At 49.3% G+C, this 18,838-nt stretch carries 16 protein-coding genes and 1 other RNA gene; 5 read left to right on the top strand and 12 right to left on the bottom strand.

Features of this window, described 5'->3' with window-relative positions:
- The first annotated feature begins 8 nt into the window (after positions 1-8).
- From dxs to HMPREF0636_RS07375, 4 genes are all read left to right on the top strand, one after another.
- Entirely contained in the window at positions 9-1,955 is a 1,947-nt protein-coding gene (dxs, locus tag HMPREF0636_RS07360; RefSeq protein WP_081748429.1) for a 1-deoxy-D-xylulose-5-phosphate synthase, read from the top strand.
- A gap of 3 nt (positions 1,956-1,958) precedes the next feature.
- A complete protein-coding gene (gene trkA / locus HMPREF0636_RS07365; RefSeq protein ID WP_044169496.1) occupies positions 1,959-3,311 on the top strand; it encodes a Trk system potassium transporter TrkA in 1,353 nt (450 codons plus the stop codon).
- Between the two features lie 21 nt (positions 3,312-3,332).
- The gene (locus tag HMPREF0636_RS07370; protein WP_081748430.1) at positions 3,333-4,784 is read left to right on the top strand and encodes a TrkH family potassium uptake protein; all 1,452 of its coding nucleotides are present in this window, start codon (positions 3,333-3,335) and stop codon (positions 4,782-4,784) included.
- A 378-nt stretch (positions 4,785-5,162) separates the two neighbouring features.
- Positions 5,163-6,374: a C1 family peptidase gene (locus HMPREF0636_RS07375; RefSeq protein WP_005468568.1), complete on the top strand. Its 1,212-nt coding sequence runs from the start codon at positions 5,163-5,165 to the stop codon at positions 6,372-6,374.
- Positions 6,375-6,845: 471 nt separating this feature from the next.
- Here the strand turns inward: HMPREF0636_RS07375 and HMPREF0636_RS07380 are convergent, their stop codons facing one another.
- Both HMPREF0636_RS07380 and HMPREF0636_RS07385 read right to left on the bottom strand, forming a co-directional pair.
- Complete coding sequence (locus tag HMPREF0636_RS07380) at positions 6,846-7,157, bottom strand: HU family DNA-binding protein (RefSeq protein WP_005468566.1); 312 nt, start codon at positions 7,155-7,157, stop codon at positions 6,846-6,848.
- Between the two features lie 199 nt (positions 7,158-7,356).
- On the bottom strand, positions 7,357-9,633 hold the full coding sequence (locus tag HMPREF0636_RS07385) for a GH92 family glycosyl hydrolase (RefSeq protein ID WP_044169498.1): 2,277 nt from the start codon (positions 9,631-9,633) through the stop codon (positions 7,357-7,359).
- Positions 9,634-9,774: 141 nt separating this feature from the next.
- Between HMPREF0636_RS07385 and HMPREF0636_RS07390 the strand changes: the two genes are divergently transcribed.
- On the top strand, positions 9,775-10,494 hold the full coding sequence (locus tag HMPREF0636_RS07390) for a ComF family protein (protein ID WP_044169499.1): 720 nt from the start codon (positions 9,775-9,777) through the stop codon (positions 10,492-10,494).
- A 249-nt stretch (positions 10,495-10,743) separates the two neighbouring features.
- Here HMPREF0636_RS07390 and recO read toward each other — a convergent pair whose 3' ends face one another.
- The 10 genes from recO to HMPREF0636_RS07435 form a co-directional block, all read right to left on the bottom strand.
- On the bottom strand, positions 10,744-11,508 hold the full coding sequence (gene recO / locus HMPREF0636_RS07395; protein ID WP_248616899.1) for a DNA repair protein RecO: 765 nt from the start codon (positions 11,506-11,508) through the stop codon (positions 10,744-10,746).
- A gap of 94 nt (positions 11,509-11,602) precedes the next feature.
- Positions 11,603-12,457: a Cbp1 family collagen-binding glycoprotein adhesin gene (locus HMPREF0636_RS07400; protein ID WP_052309383.1), complete on the bottom strand. Its 855-nt coding sequence runs from the start codon at positions 12,455-12,457 to the stop codon at positions 11,603-11,605.
- Positions 12,458-12,468: 11 nt separating this feature from the next.
- Positions 12,469-13,236, bottom strand: coding sequence for a 16S rRNA (cytidine(1402)-2'-O)-methyltransferase (gene rsmI, locus HMPREF0636_RS07405; RefSeq protein WP_005468558.1), 768 nt, complete (start codon positions 13,234-13,236; stop codon positions 12,469-12,471).
- A gap of 3 nt (positions 13,237-13,239) precedes the next feature.
- Positions 13,240-14,382: a glycosyltransferase family 4 protein gene (locus HMPREF0636_RS07410; protein WP_044169501.1), complete on the bottom strand. Its 1,143-nt coding sequence runs from the start codon at positions 14,380-14,382 to the stop codon at positions 13,240-13,242.
- A 100-nt stretch (positions 14,383-14,482) separates the two neighbouring features.
- Positions 14,483-14,746, bottom strand: coding sequence for a SemiSWEET family transporter (locus tag HMPREF0636_RS07415; protein ID WP_044169503.1), 264 nt, complete (start codon positions 14,744-14,746; stop codon positions 14,483-14,485).
- A gap of 111 nt (positions 14,747-14,857) precedes the next feature.
- Positions 14,858-15,553 carry an LrgB family protein gene (locus HMPREF0636_RS07420; RefSeq protein ID WP_044169505.1) on the bottom strand — a complete coding sequence of 232 codons (696 nt, stop codon included), beginning with the start codon at positions 15,551-15,553 and terminating at the stop codon, positions 14,858-14,860.
- A 1-nt stretch (position 15,554) separates the two neighbouring features.
- Positions 15,555-15,905, bottom strand: a complete 351-nt coding sequence (locus HMPREF0636_RS07425) for a CidA/LrgA family protein (protein ID WP_044169506.1) — start codon at positions 15,903-15,905, stop codon at positions 15,555-15,557.
- 21 nt (positions 15,906-15,926) lie between these two features.
- Positions 15,927-17,285, bottom strand: a complete 1,359-nt coding sequence (locus tag HMPREF0636_RS07430) for a YihY/virulence factor BrkB family protein (protein ID WP_044169507.1) — start codon at positions 17,283-17,285, stop codon at positions 15,927-15,929.
- Between the two features lie 65 nt (positions 17,286-17,350).
- An RNA gene (gene rnpB, locus HMPREF0636_RS08300) (RNase P RNA component class A) lies at positions 17,351-17,718 on the bottom strand.
- Positions 17,719-17,727: 9 nt separating this feature from the next.
- The gene (locus HMPREF0636_RS07435; protein ID WP_044169572.1) at positions 17,728-18,834 is read right to left on the bottom strand and encodes an Mrp/NBP35 family ATP-binding protein; all 1,107 of its coding nucleotides are present in this window, start codon (positions 18,832-18,834) and stop codon (positions 17,728-17,730) included.
- Positions 18,835-18,838: the final 4 nt, after the last annotated feature.

An 18,838-nucleotide genomic window follows, 5' to 3' on the forward strand; every position in this document is an offset into this window, starting at 1 on the left:
AAGGAAACGTGCTACAGCAAGAAGTATTACCGATTACCATCTCATCTGAGGCTGAGGCAAAGTACCCCCTACTCGACCGCATTGAGTATCCTCAGGATCTTCGCCAACTCTCACCCGAAGAGCTACCACAACTATGTGCTGAGATACGAAGTTTCATGCTGGAGGCTCTTTCGGTAAATCCGGGTCACCTTGGGGCAAACCTTGGAGCCGTAGAGATCACGGTAGCGATGCACTATGTCTTTGATACTCCACAGGATCGCATTGTATGGGACGTGGGACACCAGGCCTATGTCCACAAGATACTCACAGGGCGTAAGCATGCGTTCCATACCCTGCGTAAGTGGGGTGGACTTGCTGGCTTCCCTACACCCACAGAGAGTGAGTACGACACATTCTCCGCTGGGCATGCCTCTAACTCAATTTCAGCAGCACTCGGGATGGCTGTTGCCACGGCACTCAAGCATGAGGATCGACGTGTAGTCGCCTTCATTGGCGATGGAGCCATGTCTGGAGGTATGGCATTCGAAGGATTAAATAACGCCTCGTCATTCCCCAATAACCTATTGGTTATCCTCAACGATAATAATATGTCCATCGACCACAACGTCGGTGGGCTAAATAAACACATGGTCAATCTATTGACCAACCCCACCTACAATAGTATGCGCTACGACATGTATCGCATGCTTCGTAAACTGCATATCGTAAAAGAGGGGCAAAGAAAAGACCTTCAACGGTTCAACAATCGAGTAAAAGCACTCCTCTCAGGGCAAAGCAACTTCTTCGACAGTTTCAGCATTCGCTATCTGGGCCCTACGGATGGTCATGATGTCGTTCACTTAGTGCAAATCCTACAGGATATAAGGGACATGAAGGGGCCACGGCTCCTGCATATCAGCACAACGAAAGGCAAAGGCTACCAACCAGCAGAGCAAGACCCAACGGTATGGCATGCCCCAGGGAAGTTTGACCCCCTAACAGGCAAGCGTGTAATAGCTAAAAGTGCCGCACCCAAGCCACCAAAGTACCAGGATGTCTTTGGACATACCTTGGTCGAACTAGCTGGTGAAGATGAGCGTATCGTAGCCGTTACGCCGGCGATGCCAACAGGTTGCTCCATGAACTACATGATGGAGGCCTACCCCAATCGCTCCTTTGATGTGGGCATAGCAGAAGAACATGCTGTGACCTTCTCCTCGGGGATGGCAACAGAAGGCTTTATCCCTGTGTGCAACATATACTCGACCTTCATGCAGCGTGCCTATGACCAGCTCATCCATGACGTTGCTCTGACGAATAGCCATGTGGTCTTTTGCCTTGACCGAGCAGGGCTTGTCGGGGAGGATGGGGCAACACACCAGGGGGCATTCGACATTGCCTACCTACGTACAATACCAGGCATGACAATCTGCTCCCCGTATGATGAGGTGCAACTCAGGCATCTCCTTCGCTCAGCCTGCTTCGATTGGCAAGGCCCTGTAGCCATTCGTTATCCGAGAGGAGAGGGCTCCACCATCGACTGGCAACAACCCATGCACACCCATCCCCATGGCAAGGCTCGTGTACTGAAGGAAGGACAAGACCTCACATTCCTCTCCTTTGGACCTATTGGTCACTCAGTAACAAAGGTTGTAGACAGATTACAAGGAGAAGGCTACTCCGTGGGGCACATAGATTTGGTCTTTGCCAAGCCTCTAGACGAAGCGTGTATCACACATGTACTTCGTGAGGCACAAAACGTAATTACCATAGAGGAGGGGTGTCTCAATGGAGGTGTTGGCTCGGGCATCTTACAGCTTGCTATGGAGCATGGACTCTCCCCACGTATCAAGTGCTTAGGGCTACCAGATGAGTTTATTGCTCATGGCACACCTCAGCAGCAAAGACAGTATTGTGGCCTAGACGAAGAGTCCATGTATCAAGAGGCAAAGCAACTCTTAGCTCATCACAACTAGTCTATGAGAATAATTATCGCAGGAGCAGGTGAAGTGGGGACACATCTAGCAAAGATGCTCTCCAACGAGGATCAAAACATCGTCCTAATGGATCCTGACGCCAAGAAACTCGAGCGTGCTAGCCATCACCTAGAGGTACTCCCCATAGAGGGTAGCCCCACACTACTCTCAGACCTAGAGAATGCCAATGTCGAGGGTGCCGACCTCTTTGTTGGTGTTACCCCAGACGAGTCTACGAATATCATGTCTTGTATCCTAGCCAAACGGGTAGGAGCCAAACATACCATCGCCCGTATCAACAATGCCGAATACCTTGAGTCAGAGTACGGCACACTCCTCGAAGAGCTGGGTGTAGACTGGATGATCTATCCTGAGGAGCTAGCAGCAAATGAGATTGCGGCTATTACACGATACCCTTGGGCTCGCCAATACATCATGCTCTTCAATGGAGCTCTTGCACTCATTGGGGTGAAAGTACGTACAGGAGCTCCAATTGTAGGTAAGCACCTCTATGAACTAAAAGGAATGCTCCCGGAGGAAGAGTCAAAGTCCTACCACATCGTCGCCATCAAGCGAGACTTCGACACTATTATTCCCAGTGGGAACACGCGGATTGAGCATAATGACCTTGTCTTTTTCACCTGCAGCGTAGATCACACCGACACCATCCGACAGCTTGCAGGCAAGGAGGCGCCTAAGATACGTCGCATTGTCATCATGGGAGCTAGCCCCGTCGCCCTCAGAGCTATCACTAAGATACCCTCAGACATCCAAATCGCCATCATAGAGAGCAACAAGGATAAGTGTCTACGTCTATCCGAACACGTACCTACCAACGTGGAGATCTACCACGGAGATGGACGTGACCCCGAGATAACAAGCGAAGTAGGACTAGAGGATGCACAGGTCTTCGTTGCCCTTACAGAGAACTCTGAGACCAACGTCCTAGCATGTCTGGCTGCGAAGCGATACAATGTCTACAAGACAATAGCTAAGGAGGAGAATATCGACTACATCCCTCTGGCCTACCGCCTCGACATCGGGACCCTTATTAATAAGAAGCTCCTCGCCGCAGGCTATATCTACCGTATCCTACTCGGACAGCAGACAGGGCAAGTAACCTGCCTCTCATTGGTAAGCAACGCAGAGGTGGTTGAGCTCGTAGCTCGCCGTGATTCCAAAATCATCGGGAAGAAGATTAGTGAGCTTGATCTCCCCAAGGGTATCACTTTCGGAGGCATGATACGCAATGGCTCTCCATCCATGATTGATGGGGACACCATCCTTGAGCCCTATGACCACGTGGTAATCTTCTACCACGATATATCAATCAACGAACTGAAGAAGCTCTTCTAACCTTAGTAGAAAAGCAGGATCATGCACTCTATCAACTTCCGTTTTATTAGCCGTATCCTAGGCATGATGTGTCTCTTAGAGGCAGGAATTATGGTCGTAGTGCTGCTTCTTGCCTTTGCTTTCCACGAAAGCCTTCTACCTTGGATTGTAACCATACTTGCCTTCCTTGGTTTGGGCCTTCCTCTAGCCTTTTTGGGTAAAGAACTGAAGAAAAAGCAGGCTACTCGGAGGGAAGGGATGCTTACTGTCACATTCGTCTGGCTACTTCTCTCTCTAGTAGGGATGCTCCCCTTCCTCTTATCGGGTATGACATCGAATGTCCTAGATGCCTTCTTTGAGACTATCTCCGGCTTCACAACAACAGGGGCAAGCGTCTTCTCTGACGTTGAGTCCTTCCCTAAGTCACTACTCTTCTGGCGAAGCCTCACCCAGTGGCAGGGTGGTGTCGGGATCGTTGTCTTCACCGTAGCACTGATGCCCATCTTTGGTGGCGGTGCTACCCAGCTATATAATGCCGAGACAACAGGTATCACCCACGATCGTTTCTTCCCTCGCATATCAGATGTTGCCAAGACACTCTGGCTCGTATACCTAGCAGAGACGGTGCTACTCGTTGCTCTACTATGGGTAGGGCCAATGAATCTCTTTGATGCCATTTGCCATGCCTTCACTTGTATCTCCACAGGTGGATATTCGACAAAGAACGAAAGTGTAGAGGCTTTCAACTCGCCGTACATCGAGTATGTGCTATCCTTCTTCATGTTCATTGGGAGCCTGAACCTTACCCTTGTATTCTTTGCGATTACAGGCAAGCCAGGACGCCTCCTTCGAGATGAGGAATTCCGCTTCTTCACCTTCTTCATCTCTAGTCTGGCCTTCATTACGATATTATGGATGGTGCTCCATGGAGAATACCCAACTTTAGAAGAGAACTTACGCCGAGGACTCTTCCAGACTATTTCGCTTGGATCTAGTACGGGGTACCTCTCTCCCGACCTCACGCAGCTCGGGCCATTTATTTGGATGATCGGGTTACTCCTGATGTTCGTCAACGGATGTGCAGGCTCTACGTGTGGCGGTCTCAAATGCTCTCGCTTCCTTGTCCTACTAAAGAATCTCTATAACGAGTTCAAGAAACAGATTCACCCACATCTGCTCACCCCTGTTCTGATCAATAACCGACAGCTAAGTGTCAGTGCCGTACATCAGGTTCTTGCCTTCTGCATGATGTATGTCATGCTCATTTTCGTTGGTGCAACACTGCTCATGCTTGATAACAATGGTTTTATTTCCAGCATTAGCATTGCCTGCTCGGCAGTTAGCAACTCAGGGCCCGCTATTGGAGAATATGCGACATCCATGGCTAGTGCAGGTATATTCTCCAAAACAATACTCTGTTTCCTAATGCTTGCAGGGCGTCTTGAGGTATTCACTGTGATTGGTATCCTCACACCCTACTTCTGGTCTCGCTAGGCTTGGTATAGAGAGGGACTCCCTTTCTCATCCATATATCATAGAAAACTCTAGAGATTTTATTCAATATATCTAGAGTTCTTGGAGAAAAACTCTAGAGCTTTCGAGAGAAGAATGATTCTACATCTTACCTTTCCCCATCGATTACAAACCCACAGATTTCTGCCCTACACCTATATTTTCCACTTCTCCATGAATAAGATACTAGACAGCTCAGTTGATATAAAACCTAAGTCAATGAGCTGAGCAAAGGCTAAAGAGAGAAAGAATAAGGGAAAAATGGGGCAATTTCACTATCTTTGAATCGCTACGCCTTCGCCTCCCTAGGGCAGGCATAGCATTGGACTTTATCAAACATTAAGTACAACACATCACGAAATGAAGAAACTCATCTCGATCATGGCAGTCATGGGTATGGCTTCTGCTCTGTCCGCTCAGACTCCAGACAAGCCCAAGGACACTGGTGAAGCAAACGTATTCACTACTGTCAAGGATGCTCGCATCACAGGCATCCAAAACCAAGCTAACTCAGGTACGTGCTGGGCATACTCTGGGCAGAGCTTCCTAGAAGGCGAACTCCTTCGCATTGGTAAAGGCAACTTCGACCTCTCGGAGATGTTCGTTGTTAGCCACTCCTACCGTGATAAGGGTCGCAAGTACGTTCGTCTACATGGCAAGCTGAACTTCGCCCAAGGAGGATCATTCTACGATGTCCTCTATGTACTCAAGACCTATGGTGCTGTACCTCGCTCTGTCATGATGGGGCTAAACTATGGTACGACAAAGAACCAGCATAGCGAGATGGAGACAGGTCTAAAGGCCTTCCTTGATGCTGTAATCAAGAACCCTAATGGGAAGCTCTCTACAGCTTGGTATCCAGCCTTCACCTCCATCATCGACACCTACCTAGGTAAGCTCCCAGAGGAGTTCACCTTCAACGGCAAGAAGTATACTCCTAAGAGCTACGCCAATGCTCTCGGGTTGAATCCCGATGACTACATTTCGCTTACCTCCTTCACACACCATCCTTTCTACTCAAAGTTTGCTCTTGAGATTGAAGATAACTGGCGTTGGGCAGAGTCTTACAACATCCCCATCGATGAGTTTATGCGTGTGATGGAGACGGCTATCGATAAGGGCTATACCATTGCTTGGGGGTCAGATGTCAGCGAAAAAGGCTTCACACGAGATGGTATTGCTGTCCTCCCTGATATCGAAGAGATTGAAACCAAGGGATCCGACCAAGCACGTTGGATTGGTCTTAGCTACACAGAGAGACAAAACTACATCAACCAAATGGTGCACCGTGCAGACGTCCCCGAAGTAGAGCCGACACAAGAGTATCGACAGAAGGGCTACGATAACTATGAGCTCACCGATGACCACGGTATGGTGATCTATGGTATCGCAAAGAACCAAATCGGGCGAAAGTTCTTCATGGTAAAGAACTCTTGGGGTGAAGCAGGGAAGTACAAAGGACACTGGTATGCATCCTACAACTTCGTCAAGGGTAAGACAATGAACATCATTATCAACCGCAAGGCTCTCCCCGATGATGTAGCAAAGAAGCTCGGCATCAGCAACAAGTAATCCCATCATCTATTCTATCACGTAAGAGAATAGAAGTAAGATTACCAAAGATTAACCCCCAGTGTCGACACAGGTATCTGTGCGACACTGGGGGTTAATCTTTGGTAATCTTTGTAATTTGACGACTAGAAAATCACATGTATAACTACCTTATTACCAATATAGATCTAACAGAAAGTATAAATATTTACACAAACATTTGGATTATATTCAAACTTTGCCGTATATTTGTAGTGTGTTTTTCATGGTATTAGATTTAAGGTTAACGAAAAGGATTGGTTGTCGGGAGACAACCAATTCTTGGTTTATAGGGGTGGCTCATGAAGAGGTACCCCTAGTCTTTTATTAGACATCCCAGCCTATCGTACTAAAAGGTAGGCTGGGATGTCCAAAGGTGAATAAATAAGAGAGGCTACCCACCCTCGTTAAAGGGGGAGCAGCCTCTTTATCTCGTTGCCTTACAGAAAAGGTTTACTTCTTACCCTTCTTAGCAGGAGCAGCCTTCTTAGCACGAGGTGCGTTTAGGTCTAGGGATGAACCAGCCTTAAACTTAACAGCCTTACGTGCAGGGATGTGAATCTTCTGCTTTGTTGCAGGGTTGATACCTTCACGAGCTGGCTTAGCAGCTACAGAGAATGTACCGAAGCCAAGCAGAGCGACCTTTTCACCCTTCTTGAGCTGTTCTGCTACTACTTCAGCGAAAGTTTCAACAGCCTTGCGAGCGTCTACCTTCGTTAGTCCTGCCTTTTCGGCTACACGTGCGATAAAATCTGTCTTGTTCATAACGATTATTATTAGAGTTGGACAATGAGCTGTATAGTATCTTCGGTGAACGACCTTTTAGCCCCGTGGATAACAGGGATGGAAGGCTTAGAGCACCTTGATTCTGCTTCAAATGTACAGCTTTTTTTGATTATACAACTATTATAGACAATTCCCTTGTGCAATTTTACGATTCGAGGAGCCTCAATATGGCTTCCCATCAGGGCTTTCCTTGGGTCAGGAATGCGATCTTCCCTGCATTCACAAGTGAGTTATGATCCAGCCTATACGTGCTCTTATAGAGCTTGTTACCTACCTCTAGGGTATGGAAGTAATCACCTCCATCACCTGAGGCTGCACGCTTCTCTACGATAAGTTTCTTCTGTGTATAATAATCTGGATCAAGATGGATCGTAATACGCTCAAATGTTGGGGTTGTGAGAGCATACGTGGTGCTACCCGGACAATCTGGATAGAAGCCCATCATGGTATAGATTGCCCACGCACTCATCGTACCTGTGTCATCATTACCGGGGATACCGGAGGGGCTGTTATGGAAGTGCTCACTAAGGAGCTTCTTTGTGAGCTGCTGTGTACGCCAAGCCTCCTTGGGGTAGTAGGTAAAGAGATAGGGATAAGCAATGTCTGGCTCATTAGCTGGATCATAGTTCCCTTCGTCAAAGACACTCTGTAGCTTACGCACAAACGCTTGCTCCCCTCCCATGAGCTTGCTTAGCCCCTTGATGTCATGGGGAACGAAGAAGCTGTAGTTCCAGGAGTTCCCCTCATGGAAGCCAGGGTTAGGCTCAAAGTCCCTCCCTAGCGTAGGGTTGAAGGGTGTCAGGAACTTCCCATTGGGTAGAATAGGGCGAAGCAAGCCTGTCTCCTTATCAAAGTAGTGCTTGTAGCCAAGGGAACGTCGATAGAAGAGATCTGCCTCTTTCTTCTTACCTAGACTACGAGCAAACTGACTCAGGTTCCAGTCTGCGATATAGTACTCCAAGGCATGCGACACAGAGTTATCAAACTTCTCTCTCAGTGGTACGTAGCCACGACTGAGGTAGTCATCGTTATCGGGGCGCATGAGGTTATCTTTCCCTCGTGTCGTAGCCCCCTTAACCATGGCTTCATAGGCGAGCTGGGTATCAAAGCCTCGGATACCACGGTGCCAAGTGTCATTCAACACAATCAGTGACGGATCTCCCTCCATCGTCAGCGTCTCTTGCCCATATAGCTCCCACTTAGGTAGCCACCCACTCTCTCGGTACATATCTAGCATGGTCTCCACCATCGCTAGTTGCTTCTTGGGGTAAAGCAGAGACAGCAGAGGATGCACATTGCGGTATGTATCCCAGAGAGAATAGACCGTGTAGCGGTCATGACGGGTCTTACCTGTACGGAGGCTCCCCATCATGGGGTATTCGCCATTGACATCTTGTAGGATATTCGGATGAATCAAGAGGTGGTAGAGAGCCGTATAGAAGACCGTACGCTGCTCTGCTGTGCCACCCTCGACCTCTACCGTACGAAGGGCTTGCTCCCAAGCCGTCTCTGCCTCGGACTTTACCTTATGGAAGTCAAAGCCCCTCTGCTCCGTATCAAGATTGAGCAATGCATTCTCTGCACTCACGAAGGAGACCCCTGTTTGTACGTAGATTACTTCATTAGGCTTTGTCTCGAAGGTGAACCATACACCGATGTCATTCCCACTCATCTCCTTTCGGTAGGTTGGATAGAGCTTGTAGCGTCCATGGTCATGATCCCACTCAGCCTCTACGCCCTGCATCGGTGGTTGCTTCTTCCAGTAGCCACTCTGAGGAGCACGTCGGCTAATTCGGATAGCGAAGTACTGGTTGAAGACAGCCTGAGGATTGTAGCAGAACGTCCCCATGAGCTTACTCCCTACGAGCGTTGAGTCGTTGAGGAAGCGTACGGTTGCACCACTCTCATTCGTCAGCCCCTGCCCTAGATTCACAAGAATATTACTCATTCCCCCTTCGCGGAAGGTAAAGGCCGTGATGGATGTACGAGTAGTAGCACTGACCTCTGCCTGTACATTGTACTTATCCAGTACAGCTGTATAGTATCCAGGGTGAGCCTTCTCTTGGCTCAGAGTCGTACCATAGTGGGTATAGTCTACATCGAGTTTTCCTGTCGAGGCCGAGAGGAGAATACTCCCCAGCTCTGGACAGCCTACACCACTCAGATTAACATGACTAAAGCCCGTGAAGAACTTATTATCTGCGCTGTATGGCGTACTCCACCAGCGTGCATCCTTATCGTATTTATTCAGTTCGGCCGATCCCATTACGTTGAATGGTGTGATACTCATCAGACCATTCGGCACGATTGCCCCAGGATTGGTTGTCCCGAAGTTACTCGTCCCAATGAAGGGATTAACCTCATCAATCAGTCGTTTAGGTTGTTGGGCTATCCCTGTAGTTGCTGTAGCAAGCACAAGGGATAGTGAAAAGATAATCTTATTCGTTTTGTACATACTGTTACGTAACATAGGTATATCACAAACATAAGGAAAATATGCCACTCCACGGGTATCTCTGCTTATCCTTATATTTGTTCATCATCAAGCACACCACAAGGACTCTAAGGGTAGCCTAGAGATAAATCTAAAGAAGGGATGAAGGTCAAGCAACAGCTAATCAATCTAATCAAGCAACTAGGGGAGCTGGTCTACCCTCGTCTATGCGCCGTCTGTGGGCTTAGGCTTGGCAGGCATGAAGACACCGTTTGTCTGGAGTGTAGTCTACGGCTTACCTACTACCGAGAGACAGCTTTTGTCGCCAGCGAACGATTACTCGCCTCTCCCCTCTTCCGTAGCCTCTCTGCTCCATTTACCTATGCACACCACAACGATACACATCAGATGATCGTTGCATTGAAGTATCAAGGCTATCGTAGCGTAGCCGATTACATCGTGCGGATAGCTATGAGCAAGCAGGCTCTCCGTTTCCACCCTAAGGATATAGACCTCATCTTACCCGTCCCCATTGAGGATGGGAGGTTACAAAAGCGAGGATACAACCAAGCAGCGCTCCTGGCACGAGCCTTAGCTAAGCAGCTAAACCTCCCATGGAGTGACAAGCACCTCATACGAAGGAAAGGGAGCCATTCCCAAACCGCCTATGGGCGTCAGGAGCGTATGCAGAATGCCCAAAGAGCCTTCGCCCTTAGCTCCGACCCCAAGCAAGCCTCAGCTCTCGCTGGCAAGCGTATCCTCCTCGTAGATGATATACTCACCTCGGGCTCTACCCTACTCACGCTCTGTGACCTCCTAGAGAGCTGTGGTGTGAAGGATATCCATGTCTTCGTCGCTGCTGTCACGCTGAGACGATATTAGAGATGGTAACACACCTTAGCGAGGTAACCATCATTTCCTTCTAGAAAAGCCCTACAAGCCGCACAAAAGAAACCCATGCATGGGTCTCCCTCAAAGCCCATGCTAGGGTTCCAGAGAGACCCATGCATGGGTTTCGGTCAATACCCACAATGGGGTAACACAAATCCCCTACATAAGAGTCCTTGCGAAGCTCTTATATCGGGGATAAATACACCTTAATGGTATAGGGGCTGAAGGTACTTGCCACTCTTACTCCATTCCGTCCGGAACAAGGATTTGCCCCCTAAGCTCCTCCTCTCCGAGTTGCCTTAGGATAGGGAGGCATTTGAGTGGAGGGAAATCATGCAGATGCAAACGATAGTAATCGAGCAAACGATCCAAGATGAGCTGACGCTGCCCACGATGGTAGCGGAAGCAATGCATGTTCGCAAACGTCATGCGCGAAAAGAGGGATAGGTGCTGTGCCTGTTCTGCAGTAAGGGATACACCTCGTGGTGCCTCCGTGTAGACATGATCCAAGAGGCAGAAATGGAGAGGCTCGAGAGGAGGCGGGGGAAGATAAGGTGCGATACCAAGTACGTCTAAGAGGCGTAAGAGAAAGCAGAGGTGGAAGTTTGCAACACTCCGCTGTGACTGATCCCAGAGCGTTAGGGCATAGCTAAGGAACCGATACAAGTCACTATCAACCTCAGGAGAGAGACATACACGATAGAGAAATTCGCTAAGAAACATCGCCTGGGCAGCCTTCACTGCATCGAGATAGACTGCATGGTGGGGATCAATGATTCGAGCTTCTTGTACTCTTAGGAGCTCTTTTTTAGGATTATCCTCCAGTGTCACCTCCAGCTCCGAGAGGGGACGAAATAACTCTCTTAGCGGATTGCGCTTATTTGTCCTCTCTGGTACCAGTACACCTACCCGACCACGCCCCAGAGTATAGAGGTGGTAGATCGAGTAGCGGTCACTGTATCGAGTACGATGCAGGACGATTGCAGGCGTTATGAAGGTACGCACAAGAGAGCAAAAAGGGAAAAAGAGATGCCCATACCCACCCCTAGAAGCTAGGGGATAGGGTATGGGCATCCAGCTTATGTTAGGTCAAAAGATGTTAGTCTACTTCGACGATCAGGATCTTGGAATTACTCCAGAAGGCCTGAGCATTCTTGATATAGAGGACAAGCTGCTTATCGGCACCAGGTACGAGCTCATAGGAGCTAGCTGGGTGTACCGTGAGGAGCTTAGCCTTACGACTGAGCAAGGGTAGCTGAGATAGATCACGAAGGTCGATCTTGGTGAAGTAGCTGAGGTTTGCGTTCTCAGTCACCACACGTCCCCCCTTGATGAGGTTCATCTCCTTCAGGTCAGAGGAAGTACCGATGCAGTAGCGGACGGTATTGAGTTCCTTGTCTTGCGCTGCAAGGGCTTGAGCCTGCTGGGCAGTAGCACCTGCCAGACGATCCACATCGCTATTGCGCTGGTTCAGCATAGAGTCGAGGGCTCCGATGGCGATATTCTTACGCTCCAGCTCCTCGGTGAGGGCTAGTACACGTTCCTTCTGAGCCTCCAGCTCCTTACGTAGTATAGCGATGGTGTGACCAAGACGTTTGTTCTCCTTACCACCAGCCTCAAGCTTCTTAGTGAGCTGATCAATGGCTTCGCTACTTGCGCGTAGCTTGTCGTTGATCAGGAGCATGTTATCCTTGATACGCTCCTGCTCGGTGCGCTTGATGTCACCATTCATAGGGTTGACGTTGATCATCCCCTCTACAGAGGTGATCTCTTGGAAGTTGGTCAGGACGCTAGCCACTAGGGAGTCCGTCTCGTGAAGCTCAGCTTCATAATTCTGATTAACGACCGCTAGGGAGTCATACTGAGCCTTTAGCTCCTTATAGTCGCTAGAGTTCTTGCCACAGGAGGCAAGGGCTAGGAGCAACGCTCCGCCTAGGATAAGTCTCTTTGTCATAATACTCTCTATTAATTGTTCCATTTCTTTGACCGCTTCATCCTCTTCTTCTCCTCTTGGGTAAGAGGCGCAGATGAGGGAGCTTTGTCATCTAACGATGTGTCAAATGTACTATTTCTTCCAATAACAAGCACAAACTCCCCTCTTGGCTCATGCTCGATGAAGTGCTGTATGACCTCTCGAAGCGACCCACGAATCGCCTCTTCATAGAGCTTAGTCAGCTCTCTCACAGCAACAACGGGGGTCTCTAGAGAAAGATACTCCGACAGCTGCTGCAGAGTCTTCAGTAGACGATGGGGAGATTCATACAAGACCGTCGTTCGATCGGCTCTGGCGATCTCCTGCATCTTTGTCTGTCGTCCTTTCTTCACCGGTAAGAAGCCCTCAAAAGAAAACTTATCCGAGGGAAGCCCTGAAATGACTAAAGCTGGTACAAAGGCTGTCGCTCCAGGTAAGCACTCTACCTCTATACCTCGGTCGAGGCAAGCCCTCACAAGCAAATAGCCCGGATCCGATATAGCAGGTGTCCCTGCATCTGTAATGAGAGCGACCTCTCCCTCTACCATAATCCGCTCACAGAGACGCTCTAGGGCTGTATGTTCATTGAACTTATGATAGCTCTGCATGGGGCACTTAATCTCGTAGTGCTGCAGTAATAGACCTGACGTACGGGTATCCTCTGCAAGTATCAGAGACACCCTCCGAAGGACGTTGAGAGCCCTCAGAGTAATATCCTCCAGATTACCAATGGGTGTAGGGACAAGTATAAGTCGTGGCATCGGTTAATGCTTCCCGTTCACTAGAGATTGGAATAACGTCTCCCACTGACGCATCACAGCCTCGGTGGTAAATCGCTCTGCACTTTGGACGGCCTCCTGCCCCATAGCTTGCCTCAGAGAAGCACTCTCCATAAGCTGAGTGAGACGTTCCTTGAAGGCATCTTGATCATAGGGAGTAATGAGGTACCCATCTTTCCCATCAGTCACTATATCCCGAGGCCCACTAGGGCAAGCATAGGAGACGATAGGAAGTCCTGTGGCCTGAGCTTCGAGCAGGACCATCGGCAACCCTTCAAAGTGAGAGGTCATCACATATATAGAGGAATCTGCATAGGCCTTATGCATGTCCGAGGTGACCCCCTCAAAGATTGTTTGATTGGCAATACCTAGCTTCTCTGCCTGCGCCTTGAGGCTATCAAGGAGGTACCCCTCTCCCCAGATATGTAATCTCCACTCTGGATAGCCAGGAGCAACAGAGGCCCAGATGGATAATAGCTCGGGGAAGTTCTTCTGGTACTCCATACGCCCCACGGCTATGATATCCTTATTCTCCAGAGGCGCATGCTCCGAGGGATGAAAGGGGAGAGAGTTAGGGATCACACTGACTTGTGGTATTGGTTGCCAATGAGCTACTTCTTCATGTGTGAGGATAACAACTTGGTCATATTCCTGTGCTATCGTCTTATCATAGGCAATCCGTGCTAGCCCAAGGAACCGCTTGAGCTTTGCCTCCTTAGGGTACATAAGCACCTTCGTATAATAGGAGGTATGGGACTCAAATATCTTCTTGCTCCCATCTTTGATTGTTGGGAGGAAGCTGAACTCTTGGCGAAGGACAGAGACAACAATGTCTGCTCGCTCTCTCTGAAGCACCTCTATGAGAAGAGCCCTATGGGTCTTCTTCATTTGAAGGGTCCGCCAATAGCGCTTCCACGTGGGAAGGCTATCTAGCTCATCGTAGTTTAGGCCTAGGTCAATACGCTTTACTCGCTCATCTATAGGGAAGAAGTCCTTGCGACCAGCTTGGTCAGTCGTAACGATAGCCACCTCACAGCCATGGCTAACGAGGTAGTTTGCCTTACCCGCCAATACACGCTCTATCCCACCAGACTTGTACATCCCAGAGATGCAGTAGATGATCTTCATGTCTTGATATTATTATTTCGTAACGGGGGCAAAAATACTACTTTGTCTAGAGAGCATCCTCCCAAGAATGTACCTCAGTACCCCAAGGTCCTGCTTCCGACTAGAGTGCGGTAAAGAAGGTAATGAGGCCAAAGAGAATACCTGGAGCATTCGCTATAGCAACCGGCCAATCCTTCTTAGGCTTCCTTAGAAGTGCATACAAGACCCAAAGGGTGCAGTTGATAGCAGCAACAAGGGGCTGGATAGGGTCTCCTTTAGATCCAGATAGATTGTTCTGTATTGTACTGATGTAAGAGACATACATGAGAATTGCGGTAATGGAGGCAACTGTACCCAAGAGGGTAAGAAACTTTGATCGATCCATATACTTACAGACTATTAGGAGTTATATCTTTCGTGCGAGAGAGTGTGTAGCTCTAGAGGAGACCATAGGGCTCTGTGGGATGAGGAGTAAGCCTGACTCACTCAACCTCTTTTAGCCAAACCAACGAGCAAAGAGGGGAAGGAGAAGGGACGTGATTAGTCCCATAATCCCAATAGCAAGGCCACTAAGAGCGCCCTCAATCGCCCCCATCTGAATAGCAGCTGCCGTACCAATCCCATGGGAGGAAGCTCCCATAGCGAGTCCCTTGGCTACTGGGCTCTTGATACCCATGAGCTTCATAATCGGGGGGCCAATGATACTACCAAGTATCCCAGCGCAGACCACAATCACAGCCGTAAGGCCTGGGACACCACCATTATTTCCCGCCAGCTCCATGGCTATAGGTGTCGTCACAGACTTCGGGGCGAGTGAGGCAATCAGTGTTTGCTTTACCCCCAACAAGTGACCGATGCCCACAATGGAGGCAATCCCCACCATAGCTCCTACTGTGATGGCGACCATAATGGAGATAACATTCCCTTTCAGATGTCCAACCTGCTGATAGAGGATATAGCCTAGGGCTACGACTGATGGGCCTAGCATGAAGTGAATCATGCGACTCCCTTCTCGAAAAGTCTGATACGGAACCCCGAAGCTCATCAAGAGGACAATAAGGATGATAATCGTCAAGAGTACTGGATGAAAGAGAGCAAAGCGTACCGTACGATAGAGCTTGATACACGCTAGGTACAGCCCGATGACGAACATGATTGTGAAGACTTCACTCTGGAATAGTTGCTGTACCATCTTACTTACTTCTCCTCCTTTCCATTTGATCTTGTATATAGGCCACCGAGGCTATGACTAGCACAGAGCTTACGGCGACTGCGACGAGGATCACCCACCAGTTGGCCAGCACCACATCCATCTGAGCCATGAGTCCAACCCCAGCTGGGATGAAGAAAAGCCCCATATTATCAGTCAAGGCTTTCGCTGGAGCGTCTACCTGCTCTTCTTTAATCAGCTTGGTCTGTAGTGCTACGAAAAGAAGCACCATACCAATGACACTGCCTGGCACGTAGTCTCCCGTGAGGTGGGCAATACATTCTCCTAGCGAGTAGAAAAAGAAGATAAAGAATATCTTGATTAGAATCTTCATAAGCAATCTTAGCTCTACTACCTAACCTTGCTTTAGGTCACGTAGCAGAGTATCTTGTGCAGAGTGAAAGAGCGTCTCATAGGCATGTGATCGGACGACCCAAGCCTGTTGATGTACACCCTCTAGGTGCAATGGGATCGCCTCGCTCCCTAGGCGATCAATAGCATTCAGTAGGTAAGATAGGGTGAGTTTCTCGGGAGCAACATTAGGATGATAGTATCCACCCTCGACCTCTTCCCTTCCATAGCTGACCTCTACTATAATACCCATTGCGAGTAACTGAGCAAGGGCCTCCTGAGTCTGTCTCAGAGGGAGGTCACAGTCCTTGGCCAAGGTCTCTGCACGATAGGGGACCCCACTATCAGAAACAAACTGCTGGACAATCCTAGCTGTAACCACCACAAGGATGACATCCATGTATCTACGGGAGAGTCGCACAGACGTCGGGGGAGAGTTCAGATGCCACACATGCTGTATGGCATAGGAAATCTGGGCACCAAGTAGGACAATGATCCATGAGAGCTGTATCCAGAGTAAGGCTAAGGGTACAGCAGCGAAGCTACCATAAATGGCATTATACCTCGAGATCCATAGCACACCGTTGATATAGAGGGCTTGGAAGGCCTGGAAGGAGAGCCCTGCTACAATACCTGCAATAAGGGCTGGGACGAAGCGCACACGCACATTAGGGATCAAGAGGTAGATCACCGTGAAGGTGAAGATAATAAGTACATAGGGCAGGAGCCCTAGGATCTCACTCGTGAGAGTAGAGATGATCTTTAGCTCACTGAGGTAGGTATGGTTCAGCGTTGAGAGGAAGAGGGTCGTACCACTTGAGATAGTGAGCAGGAGGGGGAAGAGGACAAATGCCCCTAGATAGTTGATGATTCGCCTTGTCCAAGGGCGAGCATGAGGAGCTTGCCATAGGCGGTTAAAGGCATCCTCAATTGTAGAAATCAGCATCAGCACTGTATAGAAGAGCAAGGCTAAACCGACACCGATGAAGAGCCCTCCCTGTACCTGCTGTAGATAGTTCTCAACGTAGGCAAAGGTCTTATCCAACTCTACTTGATGCCCAGGCAAGGCATTATTGAGTGCTATCCGTACATCATTCTGCAGACCGAATCCCTTCGCTATGCCTACGATGACTGCTAGCATTGGGACGATTGAGAGCACTGTGCTATAGGAGAGCGAACTGGCTAGCATCCCGATCCCCTCCTTCAGATATGCCGACACCGTCATGTAGAGCACACGTAGCGTGGCTACTAGGAAGCGTAGAGGTAGGCTCAGCCGATCTCGGCTCAGTAACCACATATCGAGCGTGATGAAGCGGTAGAGACGCAGGTAGAGCGTCTCGGCTTTTCTCAGAAGCGAAGCCATAATCTGCAAGCGGGTTCTTATATCAAAAACGAAGAGGTTCTTGTATTCAAAAGGAAAGAGCAAGCAAGGGCAGTGAGGCTATAAGCCGGGTTCTGTCCTCCTCGAGAGACCTCGTGGAGTATCTGTCATTTATCTGGGATAGGTGTCACCACCTACCTCGGTGCGATCTACCCTCCGACTGGGGCGAGCAACCCTCATAGCGTCGGTTTACATGATCTTGCAACCCATAAGGCGTACGGCAGTCTACATCACTGCAGGCTCGGTGGGCTCTTACCCCACCTTTTCACCCTTACCCCACACGACGTAGGGCGGTCATTCTCTGTTACGCTACTTCACCCTCACGGATGACTTCCCGTTAGGAAGTATGGTGCTCTTTGTTGCCCGGACGTTCCTCACCCTCTAGGAGAGAGGGCGCGACAGATCGCCCCACTGCTCTGCTTGCTTATTTCTGTAGCTCAACCTTCGTTGTTGGGGCGAGCTCTGCGTTACGTCGCTCTACTTGCTCGGCGACGTTCCGAGCAAGCGTACGAAAGTAGATACCCATCAGGCTATCCTGCTCCGTCGCTATTGGACAGCCCTCGTCACCAGAGGTACATATACTCTGAATGAGCGGTATCTGTCCCAGAAGGGGAATATCTAACTCCTCAGCCAGAGCCTTTCCTCCATCACGACCGAAGATATAGTACTTGTTTTGGGGTAGCTCGGCAGGTGTGAACCAGGCCATATTCTCTACCAGACCAAGGATAGGCACTTGTACATGTTCGTCTAAGAACATACCTACACCCTTGATAGCGTCTGCAAGGGCTACTTGTTGCGGGGTAGTCACAATGATGGAGCCCGTGAGGCCAAGCGTCTGTACCAGGGTGAGGTGGATATCACTTGTACCAGGAGGTAGGTCAATAAGCAGGAAGTCCAGCTCCCCCCAGTTGGTCTCAGTAAGGAGTTGCTTAAGCGCGTTGGAGGCCATACTCCCTCGCCATAGTACGGGACTTTCCTTATTGACAAAGAACCCAATGGAGAGCAAGCGGATACCATACTTCTCTACTGGGGCAATGAGTTCTCTCCCCTCTACTTCCTCTAGGACGGGGCGAGCGTCCTCACAGCCAAACATCTTCGGCTGTGACGGACCAAAAATATCCGCATCAAGTAGCCCGACCTTATATCCCTCCTTTGCTAGAGCTACCGCGAGGTTAGCAGAGACCGTACTCTTGCCTACCCCACCCTTTCCAGAGAAGATTGCCAGGGTATTCTTTACCTTAGGTAGTAGTGGGAGATCCTCAGTAGGCACAACCTCTGGCACCTTGACACGGATATTACCTACGATGTCTACCTCCTTCGATATATATGTCTGTATGGCTGTCTCGGCAGCACGTACAACAGACTTAATGAAGGGGGAGTTCGGCTTATCAAAGATTAGGGAGAAGCTGACCTTCATCCCCTCGATACGTATATCATCCTCTACCATACCGGCCTCTACGAGGTTCTGTCCCGTCCCCGGGTAGCGAACCTTCGCCAAAGCCTCTAGGATGAGCTTAGGATATAGTGTGATGGAC

This window comes from Porphyromonas catoniae ATCC 51270 (assembly GCF_000565015.1).
Lineage (GTDB): Bacteria > Bacteroidota > Bacteroidia > Bacteroidales > Porphyromonadaceae > Porphyromonas > Porphyromonas catoniae.

Excerpts from the sequence above, each read along its gene's own strand:
- HMPREF0636_RS07375 (WP_005468568.1), top strand. The coding sequence starts at position 5,163 with ATGAAGAAACTCATCTCGATCATGGCAGTCATGGGTATGGCTTCTGCT.
- HMPREF0636_RS07410 (WP_044169501.1), bottom strand. The coding sequence starts at position 14,382 with ATGAAGATCATCTACTGCATCTCTGGGATGTACAAGTCTGGTGGGATA.
- HMPREF0636_RS07380 (WP_005468566.1), bottom strand. The coding sequence starts at position 7,157 with ATGAACAAGACAGATTTTATCGCACGTGTAGCCGAAAAGGCAGGACTA.
- HMPREF0636_RS07390 (WP_044169499.1), top strand. The coding sequence starts at position 9,775 with ATGAAGGTCAAGCAACAGCTAATCAATCTAATCAAGCAACTAGGGGAG.
- HMPREF0636_RS07400 (WP_052309383.1), bottom strand. The coding sequence starts at position 12,457 with ATGACAAAGAGACTTATCCTAGGCGGAGCGTTGCTCCTAGCCCTTGCC.
- HMPREF0636_RS07415 (WP_044169503.1), bottom strand. The coding sequence starts at position 14,746 with ATGGATCGATCAAAGTTTCTTACCCTCTTGGGTACAGTTGCCTCCATT.
- trkA (WP_044169496.1), top strand. The coding sequence starts at position 1,959 with ATGAGAATAATTATCGCAGGAGCAGGTGAAGTGGGGACACATCTAGCA.
- HMPREF0636_RS07385 (WP_044169498.1), bottom strand. The coding sequence starts at position 9,633 with ATGTACAAAACGAATAAGATTATCTTTTCACTATCCCTTGTGCTTGCT.
- HMPREF0636_RS07370 (WP_081748430.1), top strand. The coding sequence starts at position 3,333 with ATGCACTCTATCAACTTCCGTTTTATTAGCCGTATCCTAGGCATGATG.
- rsmI (WP_005468558.1), bottom strand. The coding sequence starts at position 13,236 with ATGCCACGACTTATACTTGTCCCTACACCCATTGGTAATCTGGAGGAT.
- HMPREF0636_RS07430 (WP_044169507.1), bottom strand. The coding sequence starts at position 17,285 with ATGGCTTCGCTTCTGAGAAAAGCCGAGACGCTCTACCTGCGTCTCTAC.
- HMPREF0636_RS07425 (WP_044169506.1), bottom strand. The coding sequence starts at position 15,905 with ATGAAGATTCTAATCAAGATATTCTTTATCTTCTTTTTCTACTCGCTA.
- HMPREF0636_RS07420 (WP_044169505.1), bottom strand. The coding sequence starts at position 15,553 with ATGGTACAGCAACTATTCCAGAGTGAAGTCTTCACAATCATGTTCGTC.